At 62.8% G+C, this 17,117-nt stretch carries 21 protein-coding genes; 12 read left to right on the top strand and 9 right to left on the bottom strand.

Features of this window, described 5'->3' with window-relative positions; genetic code table 11:
- The first annotated feature begins 144 nt into the window (after positions 1-144).
- Together EJ078_RS03535 and EJ078_RS03530 are read left to right on the top strand one after the other, a co-directional pair.
- A complete protein-coding gene (locus tag EJ078_RS03535; protein ID WP_164750491.1) occupies positions 145-1,125 on the top strand; it encodes a hypothetical protein in 981 nt (326 codons plus the stop codon).
- 757 nt (positions 1,126-1,882) lie between these two features.
- The gene (locus EJ078_RS03530; RefSeq protein WP_095824576.1) at positions 1,883-2,290 is read left to right on the top strand and encodes a hypothetical protein; all 408 of its coding nucleotides are present in this window, start codon (positions 1,883-1,885) and stop codon (positions 2,288-2,290) included.
- A 296-nt stretch (positions 2,291-2,586) separates the two neighbouring features.
- Here EJ078_RS03530 and EJ078_RS03525 read toward each other — a convergent pair whose 3' ends face one another.
- The 3 genes from EJ078_RS03525 to EJ078_RS03515 form a co-directional block, all read right to left on the bottom strand.
- The gene (locus tag EJ078_RS03525) at positions 2,587-2,934 is read right to left on the bottom strand and encodes a hypothetical protein (protein ID WP_245299725.1); all 348 of its coding nucleotides are present in this window, start codon (positions 2,932-2,934) and stop codon (positions 2,587-2,589) included.
- A gap of 414 nt (positions 2,935-3,348) precedes the next feature.
- A complete protein-coding gene (locus EJ078_RS03520; RefSeq protein ID WP_095824575.1) occupies positions 3,349-3,582 on the bottom strand; it encodes a polymerase in 234 nt (77 codons plus the stop codon).
- Positions 3,583-3,897: 315 nt separating this feature from the next.
- Positions 3,898-4,749: a DUF1236 domain-containing protein gene (locus tag EJ078_RS03515; protein ID WP_127215793.1), complete on the bottom strand. Its 852-nt coding sequence runs from the start codon at positions 4,747-4,749 to the stop codon at positions 3,898-3,900.
- Positions 4,750-4,970: 221 nt separating this feature from the next.
- Here EJ078_RS03515 and EJ078_RS03510 point away from each other — a divergent pair, with 221 nt between their 5' ends.
- Complete coding sequence (locus tag EJ078_RS03510; protein ID WP_067001081.1) at positions 4,971-5,273, top strand: DUF1236 domain-containing protein; 303 nt, start codon at positions 4,971-4,973, stop codon at positions 5,271-5,273.
- Positions 5,274-5,533: 260 nt separating this feature from the next.
- Positions 5,534-5,752: a hypothetical protein gene (locus EJ078_RS03505; RefSeq protein WP_127215792.1), complete on the top strand. Its 219-nt coding sequence runs from the start codon at positions 5,534-5,536 to the stop codon at positions 5,750-5,752.
- Between the two features lie 133 nt (positions 5,753-5,885).
- Here the strand turns inward: EJ078_RS03505 and EJ078_RS03500 are convergent, their stop codons facing one another.
- Positions 5,886-6,239, bottom strand: a complete 354-nt coding sequence (locus EJ078_RS03500; protein WP_245457077.1) for a DUF982 domain-containing protein — start codon at positions 6,237-6,239, stop codon at positions 5,886-5,888.
- Between the two features lie 203 nt (positions 6,240-6,442).
- Here EJ078_RS03500 and EJ078_RS03495 point away from each other — a divergent pair, with 203 nt between their 5' ends.
- The 3 genes from EJ078_RS03495 (at position 6,443) to EJ078_RS03485 (ending at position 7,386) form a co-directional block, all read left to right on the top strand.
- A complete protein-coding gene (locus EJ078_RS03495) occupies positions 6,443-6,742 on the top strand; it encodes a DUF1236 domain-containing protein (protein ID WP_067001089.1) in 300 nt (99 codons plus the stop codon).
- A gap of 74 nt (positions 6,743-6,816) precedes the next feature.
- Complete coding sequence (locus EJ078_RS03490) at positions 6,817-7,026, top strand: hypothetical protein (RefSeq protein ID WP_067001047.1); 210 nt, start codon at positions 6,817-6,819, stop codon at positions 7,024-7,026.
- A gap of 108 nt (positions 7,027-7,134) precedes the next feature.
- Positions 7,135-7,386, top strand: a complete 252-nt coding sequence (locus EJ078_RS03485; RefSeq protein WP_208721077.1) for a DUF2934 domain-containing protein — start codon at positions 7,135-7,137, stop codon at positions 7,384-7,386.
- A gap of 93 nt (positions 7,387-7,479) precedes the next feature.
- On the opposite strand, the gene EJ078_RS03480 is transcribed toward EJ078_RS03485, so the two are convergent.
- The 3 genes from EJ078_RS03480 to EJ078_RS03470 form a co-directional block, all read right to left on the bottom strand.
- Positions 7,480-7,692, bottom strand: coding sequence for a hypothetical protein (locus EJ078_RS03480; RefSeq protein WP_067001092.1), 213 nt, complete (start codon positions 7,690-7,692; stop codon positions 7,480-7,482).
- Positions 7,693-7,936: 244 nt separating this feature from the next.
- Positions 7,937-8,284, bottom strand: a complete 348-nt coding sequence (locus EJ078_RS03475; protein ID WP_127215790.1) for a hypothetical protein — start codon at positions 8,282-8,284, stop codon at positions 7,937-7,939.
- 83 nt (positions 8,285-8,367) lie between these two features.
- The gene (locus EJ078_RS03470) at positions 8,368-9,456 is read right to left on the bottom strand and encodes a GSU2403 family nucleotidyltransferase fold protein (RefSeq protein ID WP_127216648.1); all 1,089 of its coding nucleotides are present in this window, start codon (positions 9,454-9,456) and stop codon (positions 8,368-8,370) included.
- Positions 9,457-9,690: 234 nt separating this feature from the next.
- On the opposite strand from EJ078_RS03470, the gene EJ078_RS03465 reads away from it, so the two are divergent.
- Together EJ078_RS03465 and EJ078_RS03460 are read left to right on the top strand one after the other, a co-directional pair.
- On the top strand, positions 9,691-10,056 hold the full coding sequence (locus EJ078_RS03465; RefSeq protein WP_208721076.1) for a hypothetical protein: 366 nt from the start codon (positions 9,691-9,693) through the stop codon (positions 10,054-10,056).
- A gap of 124 nt (positions 10,057-10,180) precedes the next feature.
- A complete protein-coding gene (locus EJ078_RS03460) occupies positions 10,181-10,426 on the top strand; it encodes a hypothetical protein (RefSeq protein ID WP_127216647.1) in 246 nt (81 codons plus the stop codon).
- 87 nt (positions 10,427-10,513) lie between these two features.
- Here EJ078_RS03460 and EJ078_RS03455 read toward each other — a convergent pair whose 3' ends face one another.
- Together EJ078_RS03455 and EJ078_RS03450 are read right to left on the bottom strand one after the other, a co-directional pair.
- Entirely contained in the window at positions 10,514-14,416 is a 3,903-nt protein-coding gene (locus EJ078_RS03455) for a tetratricopeptide repeat protein (protein ID WP_208721075.1), read from the bottom strand.
- A gap of 199 nt (positions 14,417-14,615) precedes the next feature.
- Positions 14,616-15,248, bottom strand: a complete 633-nt coding sequence (locus tag EJ078_RS03450) for an XRE family transcriptional regulator (protein ID WP_067321658.1) — start codon at positions 15,246-15,248, stop codon at positions 14,616-14,618.
- Positions 15,249-15,508: 260 nt separating this feature from the next.
- Between EJ078_RS03450 and EJ078_RS30090 the strand changes: the two genes are divergently transcribed.
- The 3 genes from EJ078_RS30090 to EJ078_RS03435 all read left to right on the top strand — a co-directional run bounded on the left by EJ078_RS30090 (position 15,509) and on the right by EJ078_RS03435 (position 16,857).
- Positions 15,509-15,649, top strand: a complete 141-nt coding sequence (locus EJ078_RS30090; protein WP_245459097.1) for a hypothetical protein — start codon at positions 15,509-15,511, stop codon at positions 15,647-15,649.
- Positions 15,646-15,957 (top strand): hypothetical protein, encoded by a 312-nt coding sequence (locus tag EJ078_RS03440; RefSeq protein WP_127216645.1) that lies wholly within the window; start codon positions 15,646-15,648, stop codon positions 15,955-15,957. The genes EJ078_RS30090 and EJ078_RS03440 overlap by 4 nt, the downstream gene beginning before the upstream one ends.
- Before the next feature lie 102 nt (positions 15,958-16,059).
- Positions 16,060-16,857 carry a GcrA cell cycle regulator gene (locus EJ078_RS03435; protein ID WP_127246736.1) on the top strand — a complete coding sequence of 266 codons (798 nt, stop codon included), beginning with the start codon at positions 16,060-16,062 and terminating at the stop codon, positions 16,855-16,857.
- Positions 16,858-17,117: the final 260 nt, after the last annotated feature.

Genomic DNA, 17,117 nt, shown 5'->3' with positions numbered 1-17,117 from the left:
TAAACAGGCGTCTTGTACTCCTCGACGGACGCTGGCCGCATAGCGTTGGGCCCATGGTCCGACGGGAGGTGGGCCTTCATTGTTCCAGAGGGCGGACCTGGCCTTAGCCCATTTATTTACGCAATAATTTCAGCAAGTTAACAGGTGTTCAGCAGGATTTCCGGAGCTGCTTCTCGGGATACTCTCTTGCCGCCACCGAATTTGTTTAAAAGTTACTCCAAGCCGTTAGGGAAATCTCATATGACGCGATCTAGCGGTTGGGCATTGGTGGCGATTCACCTGCGGAGAAACATGATGACAATCCGGAAAACACTTTTGGCTTCGCTTGCCATTCTGGCGCTCGCGGCTGCTCCCGCACTCGCCGGAGCCGGCGGCAATGGAGGTGGCAACGGCAATGGCGGCAGCCATGGCGGCGGCAACGGCAATGGCGGCGGTAACGGCAATGGCGGCGGTAATGGCAACGGCGGCGGCAACGGCGGCGGCAAGGGCCAAAGCAGCAACAGCGGCGCCTCGCACGGCAAGTCGGCATCGGCAAAGGCCGCCAAGTCGCAGGTCGACGATGCAACCGATGACGACACGACGGACGATACCAACACGGCCGCCACCCCGAAGGAGAAGAACATCCATGCCAAGCTCGGCCGGCTGAACTCGCTCCAGCGCAACATCAATGCCTACATGAATTCCAAGAGCAAGAAGTTCGCGGGCATTCAGGCTTATGTGACCCAGGCCGCCGTAGCCCAGAACGCGCAGGCCAAGCTTGACGCGGCAAACGCGAAGCTGGCCGCCGACCAGGCCCAGCTCGGCACGCTCACCCAACAGCTCGCCGACCTCAATGCAACAGACACGACCAACATGACGGCCGAGGAAAAGGCGGCTTTCGATGCGCAGGTTGCCGACGTTCAGGCGCAAATCGACGCCCAGAACGCCGCGATCGCCGCTGACACCCAGGCGGTCACGGATGCCCAGGCCGCGGTGACCGCTAACCCTGCGCCCGATGACGCCACGCTCGACGCCGCCCTGCAGGACATGGCCAACAAGCCGGTCGATCAGGAGGTGACGGACTGGGCCAAGGACGTGCTGGCCGACAAGATCGACCAGGCGGCCGCGGCGACGTCCACGCCATAAGGCACACGCGGCGAACCTGCCGCAGTGGAGTGCATGCATGCCGCCGGGGCGACCCGGCGGCATTTTTGTTTGGCTTGACGGCAATGCATTCGCACACGGCAACAGACCAAGTGAGGCCAGGGGGAATTCTGGTTGCGGCGAGCAGAAACCCACGCCGAGGCACAGGCGGAGTTCAAAAAAAGGCTCGCCCTTGAGGCGAGCCCAAAAGTAGCAAAAGCCGAGGTGGTCAGACGGCTTCTACCCGCGTCCGAAGGTTAACATGCGGGGGTGTACCGACCGAATAACATTAGTTAAGGAATAGCTAAAAATCCCTCGGCGTCCGCACCGCTGGAAGCCTTTCGTCGGTTTTGGTCGGCGTTGTGCCACGTGTTTGAAACGGTGGCAGAACCGACGGCGGTGACGCAGACCGGGTAGTCGAAAATCGGCGCGCCGAAAACGAGTTTGACCGGGAGCTGCGTGGTCAGCTCCCGGCCCCCGGTTGCCACCCCCGAGATCTCGCTGTGAATGTCGTACTACGATATAAAAGCCGGCGTTGGAATGGGAACGGGCAATTTCTTTTGCGAGCCGCCCTGCATTGGGGAAAACAACTGCAGGCCCGGGAGCGCTGCCCCGCCGCCGCCGACCTTGCGAGTCTTTTTGCCTCGCCTGACGCTGTGCGCAATGCACACCAAAACGTCGCTGTCGTGTGGCTAATATGCATTGCGGTGTGTAGACTTAGCGGGTGAGGGATTTCACAGGGCATTGGGAGGACAACAAAATGCCACGGGTTTCGGAGCTTTTCTTCAAGACGGCCATCGTCTTTCTCATCCTGGGCATAGCCGCCGGGCTGCAGATGGCGATTTCGGGCGACCACGGCGCCTTCCCGGCGCACGCCCACATCAACCTTCTCGGCTGGGTGACCAGCGCGATCTTCGGCGGTTACTACGCGCTCAATCCGGCCAAGGCCGAGCGCCGCATCGCCATGATCCACTACGGTCTCTACACGGTTGGCCTCGTGATCATGCTGCCGGCGCTCTACTGGATGCTGGCCGCAGGCCATCCGGAGATCGAGCCGGTCGTGGCGATCGGCTCGCTGATCGTCGCCGCCGCGGTGCTGACCTTTGCCTTCATCGTCTTCTCGTCCGCAGAGACGGTGCGCTCGGCCACGGTCGCTCCGGCGCAGTAACGGTGCACCCAACAGCGCGTCGCCTGAACCGGCCTAGTGCGACGCGCTCAATTGCTCGATCGCACGCGGCCAAGATCGGCCGAAGCGCCTCTTCGTGTCCTGTGTGGCGGAGCAGGGAGCGAAGCGACGCGGCGCAAACTGCAGGCCGTAAGCTCAGAGCGTTACGACGATGCAGGATTCTGCCGCGCTGCGTTCCTCGACGAGGTCACAGCGTGGGTTCTCGGGTCTTTGCTCCGCTTCGCGTCGCTACGCCCAACGATGACGGCGTTGGGGCTTCGGCCGGACGCTGAGCCGCCTTACGGCAGCAGCCTCGGGAACAGCCGCGAGATCAGCGCGTGGACGATGCCGTCGCGCTCGAAGGGGCCGGGCAGCTTGGCGGGGGCGCCGGCGTCGCTCGCCTTGCTCTCGTCCGTGGCCCGGCCTTCGGCTTGCACGAGCCACAGCACGGCCACGAAGTAGCCTGCCTGCAGCACCACGCCCGCCAGGAACGTCCAGCCAAGCGACTGCCAGACGGACCCGGTGGACATGAAGGTCCAGCCGAGAACCACCAGAAGCGTTGCCGTCATTCCCACAAGAAACTGCGGAAAATACATTTGCCCAACCGAGCGCCGCGACCAGTTAGGGTCTTCGACGATCTCGCCCATTGCTCTACCCATTTTGACCCTTGCACCTTTTCCGCCAGGATCGCAAGACTTCACGCAGACCCCTTGCCATAGGTCTTAATTCCGGCCCGCCAAAGGACCTACGCCTGAGGAACCCAGCCGAGGCCGATTCCGTTCCCTCGCGGAACGATGATCAGGAGTAGCTAATGGCCGGCAGCGTGTACGAGGCGCGCTGGCTTGTTGCGCCTGCTTTTGGAGCGCGCATCGTCTTCGCCGCTGCCGCAATGCTGCTGAGCTGACGCCCTCTGACGATCGCCGCAGTGCCCGCCCGCCGAGCACGTCCCTTCATCGGCGGGAGGCCGGCCTCTCCGCCTTTCCGCGAAAGGAGTGGAGGGTTAGCCCTGACCCCCATTTCGGCCGGATCACGTCGCGGCCGGCTAGGGGCCGGCCCACCGGCTATCGGGATTGGGGCCTTGGCTGCACCATTCTTGTATCGAAGGCGTCGGGCAGGCGAACGTGCGCCAGTGCCCTGACCGATCCCGTTCTCATGGCATCCGGCGGCAAGAGGATGACCATCTTGGCCTCGCGATCCGGCCAGAGTGGTCTGCCGCCGGTGAAGAACACAAGCGCCACAACGCAGATCAGAAGAACGGCGGCGAACAGGTTCGCAATGATCTCTCCGAGTTGCATGCAGCACCCCCAAAAGGAGCACCCGCCGCATCGCAGGTAGCGGCGGGTGCAACAGCAACCGACGATGAAGGGACCTATGCTCGCCAGTCATGACTCCAACAAGATAACTGCCTGTATGTTTCGAGAGGGGGACCAATGCCCTGCCAAACCAGACCTCAGTCCGACGGCTGTGTTGCGGCGAGGGCGGGCGATAAGGCTTGGACGGGGCTGCCCCGGCCTCGGGAAGGGGCGTTTGCGCCCGCGGCTGAAGCGACATAAGAAAAGCCCGCCATGCCATGCGGCACGGCAGGCCTCCTGTCTGAAATGCTGTCTGGATCAGGCCTCCAGGATCACGACGATCTTGTAGGTGTCCGGATCCACGATCACGATGCGCCCGTCGGCCAGCACGAAATACATATAGGTTTCGTAAGCCGGGACGATCTTGACGATGCGGGCCGGCAGGCGATGCAGCCGGATCTTTTGCCGCGGAACCTCGACCCCGATCGAGATGTCGAAGCTGACATCGCGAACCGGCTGGACGTTGGTCTCGCGGATGATCTGCGTGATCTGCGTCCGCTGCTCGACCGTCACATTGGTGATCGAGGCCGTCTTGTCCTGGTCGGTCTGGACGTTGCCCTGAGCGTTCTGCTCAGTGGTCGTACCGGTCTTGCCCTGAGCGTTCTGCTCGGTCTGCATCTTGGTGGTGCCCTGGGCGTTCTGGTCGGTGGTGGTGCCGGTCTTGCCCTGAGCATTCTGCTCGGTCTGCACCTTGGTGTTGCTGTCAGCATCCTGCTCGGTGCTGGTGCCGGTCTTGCCCTGGGCCTGCTGTTTCTTCTTCAGCGTGGTATTGTCCTGAGCGTTCTGCTCAGTCTTTGTGTCGGCCTTGCCCTGCGCCTGCTGCTTCTTCTTCAGCTGCGTATTGTCCTCGGCGTTCTGCTCGGTGCTGGCGCCAGCCTCGCCCTGGGCATTCTGCTCAGTCTTCATCTTGGTGGTGCCCTGAGCATTCTGCTCGGTCTGAGACTTCATCTTGCCTTGGGCCTGCTCGCCTGCCTTGCCGCCCTTCGGGCAGTCGGCCTGGCCGGCGGCACAACTATCGCCGCCGCTCGGCTGCACGGACTCGGTCTGCGCCACCGCGGCGCCGCAACCGACGCCGAGCGCGATCATGCTCGTGATCAGAAGATGCTTCATCTGATTTCTCCTCGGAAAGTCGGTCCCTTCGTTGGTTAAACACGACTTGGAAGGCATTGTTCCGAGATTGTTTTGCCAAGCGGCGGCGGCGTTCTTACGCCGGCGGATGTGCGGAATTTTGCAGGAACAAGCCGTGGCCCTCGGCGTTAGGACGGTGCCGATCGGCTGTGGAAATCGCAGGCGCAGCAGAGGAGGCGATTGACCACACAAAGGAGACGACCATGAAAATGCACATCACCACCGCCGCCGCGGCCCTCCTGCTTCTCGCCGGCGCTGGCGCCGTCGCTGCGCAGGACACCGTCGTGATCGCGCCCGAGCAGGAAACCGTCATCAAGGAATATGTGCAAAAGCAGCCGCTGGCTTCGGTGAAGGTTCCCGGCATCGAGCTGAACATCGGCAGCACGCTTCCCGAGACGGTCGAACTGCACGAGGTGCCGAACGTCAAATATCGCTATGTCGTGGTCGATAACCGGACTGTGATCGTCGACCCCGGCACGCGCAAGATCATCAAGGTGCTCAATTAACCGATAGCGTAATCGGCCGAACGGATGGCCCGCCGCCGGTCACGGCGGCGGGCGGTTAACGGAAAATTATTAATTTACGATATCCTAACGGAACCTTTGACCCACACCCAAGTTGGGCGCTTTGGGTCAAATCTGTCTCATAGGCAACACAAACCAGTGGCAGAAACAAACCTGTCTCATAGGCAACACAAACCGGTGGCAGAAAGCAGAATCGGGCGGCGGCGAACAGGCATGGGCAGGGGCGAGGAGGACTAGTTAACATGTCGAAACGAGAAATCGGAACATCCCGCTCGCTCGGGATGCGCGTCGCCGAGTTGCGGGCCAGGATGGAAGACGCCCACATCACCGCACATGAAATAAAGACCTTCCAGAAGGTCGCGGCCATAATGGGGGGCGGCGATGGCTCCCTACGCATCGATGCGGACGATCTGATCGCCGCATCTTTCCTCACCGAGACGTGCGAAGCTTCGCTGAACTGACAGCCGTTATCGATGTCGACTGGCTGCCGTCCAGCACTGGGCGGCAGTGAGCGGCGGTACGCGACAAAAGCCTTCGGCCGCGAGGGCTTTTTCGATGATGCTTGGTTCGATAAGCCCGAACTTCAGCAGCCTGTCACGCCAGCGGCCATTGCCGGCGCTGCTGGCTTATGCTCCTGGCCTTGAGACGTCTGATCTTGGCTTCGCGTAGCGCGGTGACGGGGTCGACGCCGGTCCACAGAATGCCGGCCTTCTGAGCGAATGCCACGAAGGCCTGCCGCGCTTCCCCGAGTTTCCTCTCGCCTGTCCGCGCCTCCTCACAGGTCTGCACGGCCGCGGCATAACAGTCGCCGCGCATTGCCGGCGGCCATTCTTTGAGGAAATTCTGCATCGCCGCCAGGGAAGCGATCTCGCGCTTGAAACCGGCCCCGACTGCGATCGCCACCGGCGCGCGGAGCGGCATGTCGCTTGTGATGTGAACTGCAGTCATGGCGGGCCTTTGCTGGTCGAATTTATTCAATTCAAACAATGCGAAGCTGCCCCGGCGGTTCCGCCGGCAACAATCAATTAGGCGCCGCAGGCGGAACAAGACCCCAATGCACGCGTTTGCCCCGGGAGCTCCTATGTTCGACCTGCCAGGTTTCCGCGACGGCGGAGGCGGGCGGAGCTCGCCAACACAACAGGAGACTTATGATGAAACGCACCCTTATTCCTGCTGTTGCCGGCCTTGCTCTGATCGCCGGCGTAGGCTTTGCCGCTGCGGACCAGATCATCGTCACGCCGGAGCAGCAGACTGTCGTCAAGGAATATGTCCACAAGCACCCGATCGCCTCGGTCAACATACTGGGGCTGGAACTGGGCGTCGGCTCGACGGTGCCTGACACGGTCGAGCTGCGGGAGGTGCCGGACGTTCAGTACAGATATGCCGTGGTCAACGATCGCACTGTCCTGATCGATCCTGGTACACGCAGGGTCATCCACGTCATCGAGTGATCTTACGCTTACGAGCCCCGATCCTCCCGCCATGCCGGCGGGGGGATGCCGGCTCCTAGGAAGGAGTCGCAGCCATGCATCACCCCCATGTCGAATCAGTCGACTGTGCAAAGGCGGTCGACCAGCTTCTGGCCGAACGCCGCACTGGCCTCTTATCGATGAAGGAAGCGATTGGCCTGCTGCGCAGGCGCACCGGAACCGAACGCTCTGACGCCGATTTAGCCGCATTGATTACAAAGAAGGCGGCGTATCTTGGCGTTGCGATCGTCTCCGACGTGCACTGAAGAAATCGCTGCCGAAGTTCAGGCACCTACGCGTCGATGCGCAAGACGCCACCGGAAAATTCAGCTAATGTTTCCGTCGGGGAGCGGCCCCACTCAAAGGAGGCGACAGTGACGGACGACAGGCAGGAACGCATTCGCCGGCGGGCGCACGAGATCTGGGAGCAGGCCGGCCGGCCGGAAGGCGCGCATATGGAGCACTGGGACCAAGCGGCCGCCGAGATCGACGCCGAAGTAAAGCCGAAGTCCAAGGCCGCGCCCAAAACGACGGCCACCGCCAAGCCGAAGTCGGCCAATGCCGAAACGCCCGCCAAAGCCCCCGCGAAGGCCAAGGCTCCTGCCAAGCCGAAAGCCAAGGCCTGACCCCAGCGGCCGTTCCGCCGCTGCCATCCGCACAATCGAAATGTAGCAAGCCCGCGCCCGAAGATTTAGGGCGCGGAGGTGGAGGCTAAACGGCTATCGCCTCCCTTGCTTTCTGGCGTATTGCGCAACGGCGCAGAGGAAAGCCAGCGCGGCGGTATCGCAGGCCGCCCGCGACGGCGACGGACCCTTGGCAAAAAGCACCGCGTCCGCGATCGGGATCGTCAGCCCATGCTTCCTGGCGAATGAGGTGACTTCGTAAGGCTGATCGTCGGCTGGTGCGCCGATGTCGATTTGCTGGTCTATCAAACGAGTTCCTCCCTGGTACGCGACTATGCCTTTTCGCCCGAAAGGAATTAACTACCGGCCGCTCGCCCGCGTCCACCAATTGGCAATTGTGTGAAACGATACATTTGTCGAGGTGCATCCGAAAGTTGCAAAAGGGAATTCTCTGCACCCGGCGCGGGCGGAAACCGTTCCGCCGCCGCGCTCCTTCGCGCCCCCTCTGTCTCCTCGCGATTGGTGGTCTTCTTCCGCGAAGAAGGAAGACATCTCACTCCCAAGCATCGCTGGATTTTGCAAAGCGCACGCCCGCCGCAGTCATCGCGCACTCGCATTCGCTGATCAGCCTGAGGTTCCTCAAATATCGCGCGATCGTTTCGGGCAGCCAGGCCGCGCAGGCCTCGACATAGGCGCGGCCGTGCACCAGCGTGCCGGTCGATAGCCGGTCGTCCTTCTCCGCGATCACCTTCAGATATTGCCGGATGAAGCGGATGTCGTCGGCGATGTCCTGGCTGGCCATGCGCCACGCGCCGGCCAGGCGTTCGCGCTCGGCGAGCGGCAAAGGCGAGAGCAATGGGCGGGAAAGGTCGGCGAAAGCGGCATGGTTCGCGGTGTTCAAGAATATCCCCTCAACGAACGGCAATATCGTACTTTATGTACGAAAGACGGTCAAGACCGGTTTCGTACAATTTGAACGATACCTCACCTGGACCGTCTCATGAAACCGTCGAGCTCGATGCGCGCTTCGTCGAGCGCCCTGCCGAGGACCAGGTCCACCATCTCGCGCCTGTCCGGCTGAAGCAGTTGCAAGCCTTTGCGCAGCGCCTCACGCCATGCTTCGCCCCGGTTCCACGCTTCCGCGAAGGCATGGGCGAGGTCGTCTCGCCGACGCGTGGTCTCGAGCGCCTCGACCAGCAGGCCCGCTTGATGCAGGTCCTTTTCCCGCTTGGCGGCAGCGCTTCGTTCGCGTCGCGCCGCGACGATCAGCTTGTGGACCGCAAAGCGTTCGGGAGAGGGGACCAGCACCGGCACGCCGGAGCGGTGGAGCAGCACTGCCCGCACCGGGTCTCGGATCAGGAAATCGAGGAAGCGCAAGGGCTGCGCCGAGGCGCCGCCCAGCGACGGCATCGGGCTGGCATGGTCAGCATGCTCGTCGCTGCCTCGGTTCGGAGTGAGGAATTCTATGCGGTAGCGCGAAGCATTCTCGAACTGCGTCGTGCGCCCCGCATCGGTTCGGTGCGGGATTTCCCGGAATGTCGGGTCGACCGCCTTCAGCACCTCGATGAGCGGCGGCATGCTGTCGTCGACTTCGGCCGAGACGGAATGGAACTGGGCAAAGTCGGCATCGCCGGTCTGCAGCGCGGCTCCTGGCAGTTTGACGCCGAGATGCCCTGCATAGGTCTGGAAGGCGACGGTGCCGACGAGCACCGCGCGCAGGCGGAAGAGCCCGGCCTTTTCCAGCGCCTCGACGACGTCGCCACTGAAAGCATCGGGCGCCGCCAGGCCGGCGTCGCGAACCAGCGTGGAGACCAGCTTGCGGCGAGCTCTGAGATCGTCCTTGATCTCCTTGAAGGCCGCGACCCGTTTGGCGATCTCGGGATCTTCCGCCGGGCCGACATAGCGCCTGGACTTTTGCGGCCGCGTCTCTTCGAAATACCAGTAGTCGCGGCCTTTCACCGGCACGCGCACGAAATTGCCTGCCGTCGAGAAATCGGTCTCGAAGGAGGCATCCAGGCTGCGCTGCACCAGCTCGGCATAGAGGGTACGATAGGCAAGATCGATGGTTTTCATGGCCGCTCCCGGGCGTGCGCAGCGTTATAAGAAACATGAAGTTTTCTTATAACTGGGCCTTATTCGGCGAGATTTCAAGAGCGTTATAAGAAACTGGTAAAAATCTTATAACGACCGGCATCTCCTAAGAGAGATGGGCCACTCTTCTGCGGATTGGGGAAACGGTTTGCCCGGTGCGGTCGACGTCACGCCCGAAGACTCGACCTAGAAGGCGTTGAGGCCGGGCTTGGAAGCTTGGAGCAGCGCAGCTTCCGTTACGCCGATTACGGCTGCCGGACGAGCAACCTTGATCATTTCCGGAAACGCGTTCCTTGGCGCCAACCGACAAGCCGCCGCTGCTTTTTTCGAGGGACGCGGGCCGGCTACGCCTTCGCCGTCGACCGCGCGAAGCACGCAGGCGACCCGCTGGTCGCGGCGAACAAGGACACGCTCACCAACCCGGCGCTGAACGACCGGCATTTTTTGAAGGGTGCTAACGGCGCCATCGGCACCATGGACATGGCGAAGATGGAAGCGATGGGCGGGTATTTGTTTGCCTCGGGAATTCTGCTCGACCGCAACGGCAAGGCGCTGAAGGAAAGGCCATACTTCGAGACATAGCGCAGGTAATTGTTGCAGTGGCCGGCGTTTCGCGCGCCATGACATGATTGAGCATGTCGAGTTGCGCCGAAAGCGCTTGCGAGACCGCGCTGTCCGGAGCTGAAAGCAGGAGCGGTGCATATCTGTGCCGCAGATCGGCGACCGACTGTCTGCTGGTATTGCGCACTTCTGTTTGGCTTCCGGTCTGGGCGGCGGCAGTGATCTTGCGCAGCATCGCATCGTAGTCGTCCGGAAATTCGCGTGCGATAGCCTCAACGATCTGGAGATCCTGCTTCCGGATCTAGGCATCGATGTAGGCGGTGGTCACAGGCTGGGGCGGCTTCGCCACCGACTCATGGTGATATCTGCCGCCGCCGAACATCGCTGGTAGCACTTTTGCCTCAACGAAGCTCAAAGGGACGACTGCCACCACCTGCAACCATTTCCAACGCGACATCCGCCCCTCTAAAATGCCTGTCTAGTTCAGTCCGAGGCTCAGCGCCTTCTTGCGGTCGGCCTCGGCGCGCTTCAAATCGCCCTTAGCTCTCCAGGAATGTGCCCTCAAATCGTAGGCGTCGGCATATGTCGGGTCGATCTCGATAGAGCGGCTGTACTCGGCGATGGCGCCATCGTGGTCGCCTTGGCTTTCCTTGATTGCACCTAGACCGAAATGGGCGCCAGCGCTCTTCTTCCGGTCCAGGCTGATCGCCTTGTTGAAGTCTCGCGTTGCGCTGTCGATGTCCTTTTTTGCCGCATAGGCAAAGCCGCGATCGATGTAGAAGCGCGCGACTTTGGGATCCAGTTCGATCGCCTTGTCGAAGTCTGTCATCGCACCCTCGTAATCGGCCTTCTCCAGCCTTTTGGTTGCCCGTCCGTAATAGGCCATGCTCCAACTCTGATCGATGTCGAGGCCTCGGTCATAGTCGGCTAACGCCCGGTCAAGCTCGTTTTTCTTCCCCCACAAAGCGGCACGCCCAAAATAGGCATCGCTGCTCTTCGGCGCGAGTTCGATGACCTTGCTGAAATCGGCAATGGCGCCATCATAGTCATGGGTGTCGGTGCGGACCATCGCCCGTCCGCGATAGCCGGCGGGGTTTTTCGGATCGAGCGCGATGGCCTGTTCGAACGCGGTGGTGGCGCGTGCATACTTGCGTTTCTTGTACCAGACGTAGCCGTGGTCGACGATGGTCTTCAACTTGCTCTGGTCAGAGCCGACAGGTTCGCTTCCGGCTGATTTGCGTTTGGCCGCCACGGCGAGCTTGCGGCCCTCCTCGGCTAGGGCCAGCCTTGGATCCAGCCTGAGCGCCTGGTCGTAGTCCGCAATCGCCTGGTCGTAATCGCCGTTGGCGAGCCAGGCGCTGCCACGCCCGAAATAGATTGGCGCAGAACTGGGGTCGATCTTGGCCGCGCGGCTGAAATCGGCGATCGCTCGATCCAGTTCGTTCTTCTTGCTCCAGGCGACGGCGCGGCCGAGGTAAGCTTCGACGTAGGCAGGATAGAGTTCGATCACCTTGCCGTAATCATCGATGGCCGCGTCATACTTGCCCTTCGCTACCAGCGACATGCCGCGCCCCAGATATGCGGACGCCATTTTCGGATCGAGCGTGATGGCTTTGTTGTATTCGGCAATGGCGCGATCAAATTTGTGCCTCTTGTAGAGGGCATCGCCGAGATCGATGAAAGCCTTGAGCTTCTTCGGATCAGGCCCGCCGGCTTCGGCCGCGACATCGCCTTTTCCTCTTGCCGCGTCGGCCGCCTTGCGGCTGACCAGGTAATCCGGATTGTGCGGGTCGAGGTCGATTGCCCGGTCGAAATCGGCGATGGCGCCGTCATAGTCCTTCCTGTCGGCCCGTGCCATGCCGCGCCCATAATAGCTGGCGGCGTCTTTCGGATCGATCGCGATCGCTAATGAATAGGCCGTGATCGCCCGCCCGCCGTCGCCCTTGGCGTGCCAGGCCATGCCCTTGCAAAAGAACGCGTCGCGCGCCTTCGGGTCGAGCGTGGCGGCATGGCCACAATCGGCAAGCGCGCCCTCGACATCGCCCGACATGGTTTTGGCCATCCCCCGGCGAATATGGGCCGAGACCAGATCCGGAACGAGCTGGATCACCCGATCGTAGTCGGCGATCGCCAGGTCGTAGGCGCGCTTGGCGGCCAAGGCCTTGCCGCGGCCGAAATAGGCGAATGGGCTACTGGGGTCGAGCGCGATCGCCTTCTCATACTCTGCGATGGCATGGTCATATTTGCCCGCGTCGGAAAAGGTGTCGCCGCTCTGCACGGCGCTCAGGACACGTGGGTCGGTCGCCTCGGCCGCCTCCAGCATCTTTGAAGCGGACAGTATTCGCGTTGGGCTCGCTTTGCCTTGGCCGAGTTGCTTGGCCAAGGTTTCAACGGCGGCCGCAACAGAGGGCTGCAACTGTTGCATGCCCACTGGCGGCGCCGGCCTGTTTTCGCCAACGGCAGCCTGCTCGTCACAGCTTCCAGTCCGCTTCAGGTCGAGTTCGATGGCACGCCGGCAATCGACTGCCGCGCCGGCCTGATCGCCCTTGAGCATCCGGGCGCGGCTGCGACCGAAATAGGCGTCGGCGTTTTCGGGATCGAGGCTGATGGCCTTGTCGAAATCGAGCAATGCGCCGTCCACGCCATATTTCGACAGCCGCATCTGGGCGCGCTCGAGCAGGATCCTGGCGGTCGCCGGATCCCTGCCTGGCTTCGCGGCGGTCGGCTTGCCTTGCTCGCCGGGCAGGTGTTCCCTGCACGTGCCTGCCCGCTTCGGGTCGAGCTCGACGGCTCGCCGGCAGTCGCCGACGGCGAGGTCGAAATTGCCAAGCAAGGCCTCCGCGATGGATCGGTGGTAGTAGGCATCGGCGTTGTAGGGATCGAGGCCGATGACAAAGCTGAATGTATCTATCGCGCCCTTGGGGTCGACCTGCATCTGCTGCAACCCCGATTTCATATTCCAGTCGATGGCGGCGGAATTGTCGCGCTTGGCATAGAGTTGCGGCGGCTCATACGTGGGAGGCGCGATAGGCTTGGCCGCCTGCGGCTCAGCTGGGATTGGGACATGAGCCTGACTGCTCGTAGCGCCCGGTGACTGCAGCACGGGTTGCCCCTCGGCCCTGCGCTTGCCAATCTGGACGCTCAGTCTTTCCTTTCGGTAGTCCGCGTTGGCCGGGTCGAGCGCGATTGCCTTGTCCAGGTCCGCTATTGCCTTATCAGGATCGCTCGCCTCCCAGACAAGCGCCCTCTCGAAATAAGATTTTGGATCGTCGGAACTGATGGAAATCGCTTTGTCGAGATCGGCAAGCGCCTCTTTCGAATTGCCGACTCGAGCCATAGTCATGCCGCGCACGCGGTAAGCCGGGGCGTTGGCCGGGTCGCGGCGTACGGCTTCATCCAGATCGGCGATAGCGCGGGCATAGTTCTTCTTTAAGCCCCAGCTCTTGGCGCGGTTGAAGTAGAATGCGGAACTTGCTGGATTGAGCCGGATCGCCTCGTCGAATGCGGCGATGGCGCGGGTATGGTCGCCCTTTTCCTGCCATTCTATGCCGACCGCATTTTGGGCGGTGGCGGTTTTCTCGCCACCTCCGTCGCGCGGCTCGCCAAAAGCCTCGGCGATCCGGCGTGAGCAATCACGCCCTTTGTCCGCATCGACGCCGGCGATGTGCTTGCAATCGGCTTCCGCGCGCCTGCGCTCGCCCTTGGCGATCCATGAAAGTGCGCGGTCATGGTAAGGCGTGATGGGGTCCGCGCGGACGCTCTCTGCTTTGTCATAGTCGGCTTGGGCCCGCGTGGCGTCGCCCTTGTCCTCCCAGGCGACGCCGCGCACGCCATAGGCCATCTCGTTGGCGGGATCGATGTCGATCGCCTTGTCGCATTCGACAATCGCACGGTCGTGCTCGCCTTTCTTGTTGAGTGCCCTGGCGCGGTCGGCATAGAGGTTGGCATCGTCCGGCGTGAGCGCGATTGCGCGAGTGTAGTCCGCGACGGCTCGCTCGAAATCTGCCTTGCTCTCCCAGGCAATGGCGCGATTGGTAAAGGCGGGCACGTATGTCGGATCAAGCGCGAGCACGTCGGTCATGTCGGCGATGACGGGGTCGATATCGTTCTTCTGCGTGTAAGCCAGGCCACGCCAGAAATAGGCGTTAACGCGAAGATCGGGAATCTCGGCGCTGTCCTCGGCGATGGGCGTGCAGACGCTAATCTGCTGGTCGGCGGAGAGGGCGCCGTCGCTGAAGCAAGTAGCGTAATCCTTGCTCTCTGCGAGGGCCGGACTGCGAAGCCCGCCAAGCGTCACCACTATTCCCGCCGGCGCCAAAAGCGGGCCAAATGAAAGCCATGCAACGAATGCGCGGGTGAACGCGCCGGTGCGGCGTGACATGTTTTGATCCTCCCCCCGGAGTTGCCGCGGCAGCGGCTGCAATTGCCTATATAGTTCCGTTTTTGTTCCGAAATGCAAGCAGAAATTGCGAACGCTATCCTGTGTTCGCTCTCGGCCAAAGAACGCAACCCTCAAAGCCTGGCAACGCGACGTTCTTCTTGTTCTTCGTTGAGCGACGGTTTCTCAGCGAGATTGTCTCTCACATATCGATCATTGAGCGCTTGACCCGCCCGATGATGGTGATCGCGCCTTCGAGCTCCGGCGGCGGGATGTCGAGATAGGACGCCGGCTGGAAGGGCGGGGTGTCGTTCGGGCGGTAGCGCTTGTAGGTGGCGCGGCCGGTTTCGTCGGCGATCACATAGCAGCCATTGGTCACCAGCCGCTTGTCGCGCAGGTTGACGAAGATGATCGAATCCGGCGGCGAGATCTTGTTCATCGACGGTCCGTCGACGCGCAGCGCAATCCACTCGCCTTCCTCGAGATCGGCGGTGGGGATGGTCGGGTAGTCCGAAAGGTTGACCACGCTGTCCTGGCTGCCGAGTTCGCCGGCGCTGATCCACGATACGATCGGCACGTCGATGGTGATGGGCGAGGCGGCGAGGTGCACAGGCGCGGCTTCGACGCCGTCGGCGTCAAACAAGAGCCAGCCCGGGTCGACGCCGAACAGCCGGCCGTATTTCTCCGCCGCCTTGCGCGACAGCGGCCGGTTGCCGTTCTCATGGCTGATAAGCGTGTTCTTGTTGATTTCGCGCAAGGCCCGAGCGGCATCGCTGGGCGAGGCATAGCCGGCCTGGGCGCGCGCCTGCTGCAATCTGTGCCGAGAATCCATCATCGTACAAAATGCCTGAAAATTATCGTCCAAATTGTACGATTTCGCTTGCGCGTCATTCGTACATAACGTACGCTTAGCGCATGAATGAGCCTACCGCAAGCGTTTCCGCATTCCCTGCGAGCATCTCCGCCGCGAATGTGCCGGGGCCGCCCACGAGCATCTCGGGGCTGCCAACGAGCATCTCGGGGCTAATTGATTCCTGGCAGAGTATCGGCGCCTTCGCCGCAGATGTCGGCTGCGGCTATGAAGCCGCCCGCCAGATGCGCCGTCGCGGACGCATCGCGCCGCAGCACTGGCCGCATGTGGTGGCCGCGAGCCGCAGGCGCGGCATTGCCGGTATCAGCTACGAATGGCTGGCGGGCCATCGCGCCCCGGCCGCCATGCAAGGGGAGGCGGCATGAACGCGCTTGCCTCGCCTGTCGAATTCCAATCGTCCGGACTGACCTCCTCCCCGGTCCGGACGCTTTCCGGGGCTTCTGCCTCGGATCCGGCTGAACCGTCCGCACCCCGGTTCACCGGAACGGCCGGAGCCGCTCCTCCCCCGGCTCCGGCCCCCAATTCGGGCCGGCTCGTCTCCTGCATCCGCACCGAGGACGGCACCGTCATCCTGTTCGACCGCAAGGCGGGCCTGGCGGTGTCGGGCCTGACCCGGGCCGCCGCCGAGGCGGCCCTTCTTCGCCTGCTTGGTGCGGCGCCCGGCGCCGCCTGATCTCAACCCTTTCCCGGACCTGACCAACCGCCCCGCGGCCGAACCCTGGCTCTTGGCTTCAAGTCGAGCGCTTCGCAACCTTCGCAAGCAATGGAATGAGACATGGCTGCCGCCTACACCGAAAAGGAAATCGACGAGATCGCCGCCTGGCTGAAGGAGGGGCTATCGGCCTCCCGCATCGCCGGCCGCTTCAGCGCGCTGCGCGGCAGCCCGGTCTCGCGCAACGCCATTATCGGCATCGTGCACCGCAACGCCGGCCTTCGTGCCATCGGCTTCGCCAACCCGAAGGGTGGCCGCGCCGGCGGCAGGCCGCGGAAACATGCACGGCCGGACCGGCCGGGCCGGCGGGGCAGGGTGGCGGCTGGAGGTGTCACGCTCTCCGAGCCGGCAGCGCTTTCCAGGCATGCCGAACTGATTGAGGGCGCCGGCGCCGCAACTGCCAATCTCCCCCCTTGCGGGGGAGATGCCCGGCAGGGCAGAGGGGGGTGCTGTCCCGCCAACCTATCGGCTGTTGAGCTATCCACGGAGCCGGATGCCCGCACTCCCCCCAAACCCAAAAAATCCAAAGCCCGCAAACCGGCGCGCAGCATGCCGCCCGCCTGGCTTTCCCCCGGCACCCGCGAGAAATCCGACGTCCAGCTCTACAAGCTCCCCGCGCCGCCGCCCCCGGTAAACCCCGGCCGCCAGCCGCATGTCGCGGCGATGCGCTTCCTTGATTGCCTGTTCAAGCGCTGCCGCGCGCCGGTCGATCTCGCGTTGCGCGAGGAGGCGGACGAGGATCCCGTCGGCGCGCGGCCCGGTCCCGACATGCTCTGCTGCGGCCTGCCGACGTCGGCCACGCGCTCCTACTGCGCGCATCATCATGCGCGGTTTCACGGCCATCGCGGGAGGGGGATGTGAGAGTGGCAACAATGAAGGCGCCGGGCAGCGGCAGGTGGCTAATCTCCCCCCTTGCGGGGGAGATGTCCGGCAGGACAGAGGGGGGTGTGAAGGAACGCCAGCCTCGCCAATCCTTTCAGGGTACGACAGCAGTACAATGGGCAAAGTGGAGGACAAGCAGAGCGGATAGGCTGGCGGGACAGCACCCCCCTCTGGCCTGCCGGCCATCTCCCCCGCAAGGGGGGAGATTAGCCACCTGCCGCTGCCCGGCCTCTCATCAG

It is taken from the genome of Mesorhizobium sp. M1A.F.Ca.IN.022.06.1.1 (genome assembly GCF_003952605.1).
Classification (GTDB): domain Bacteria; phylum Pseudomonadota; class Alphaproteobacteria; order Rhizobiales; family Rhizobiaceae; genus Mesorhizobium.
This window is presented reverse-complemented; position numbering and strand designations above follow the sequence as displayed.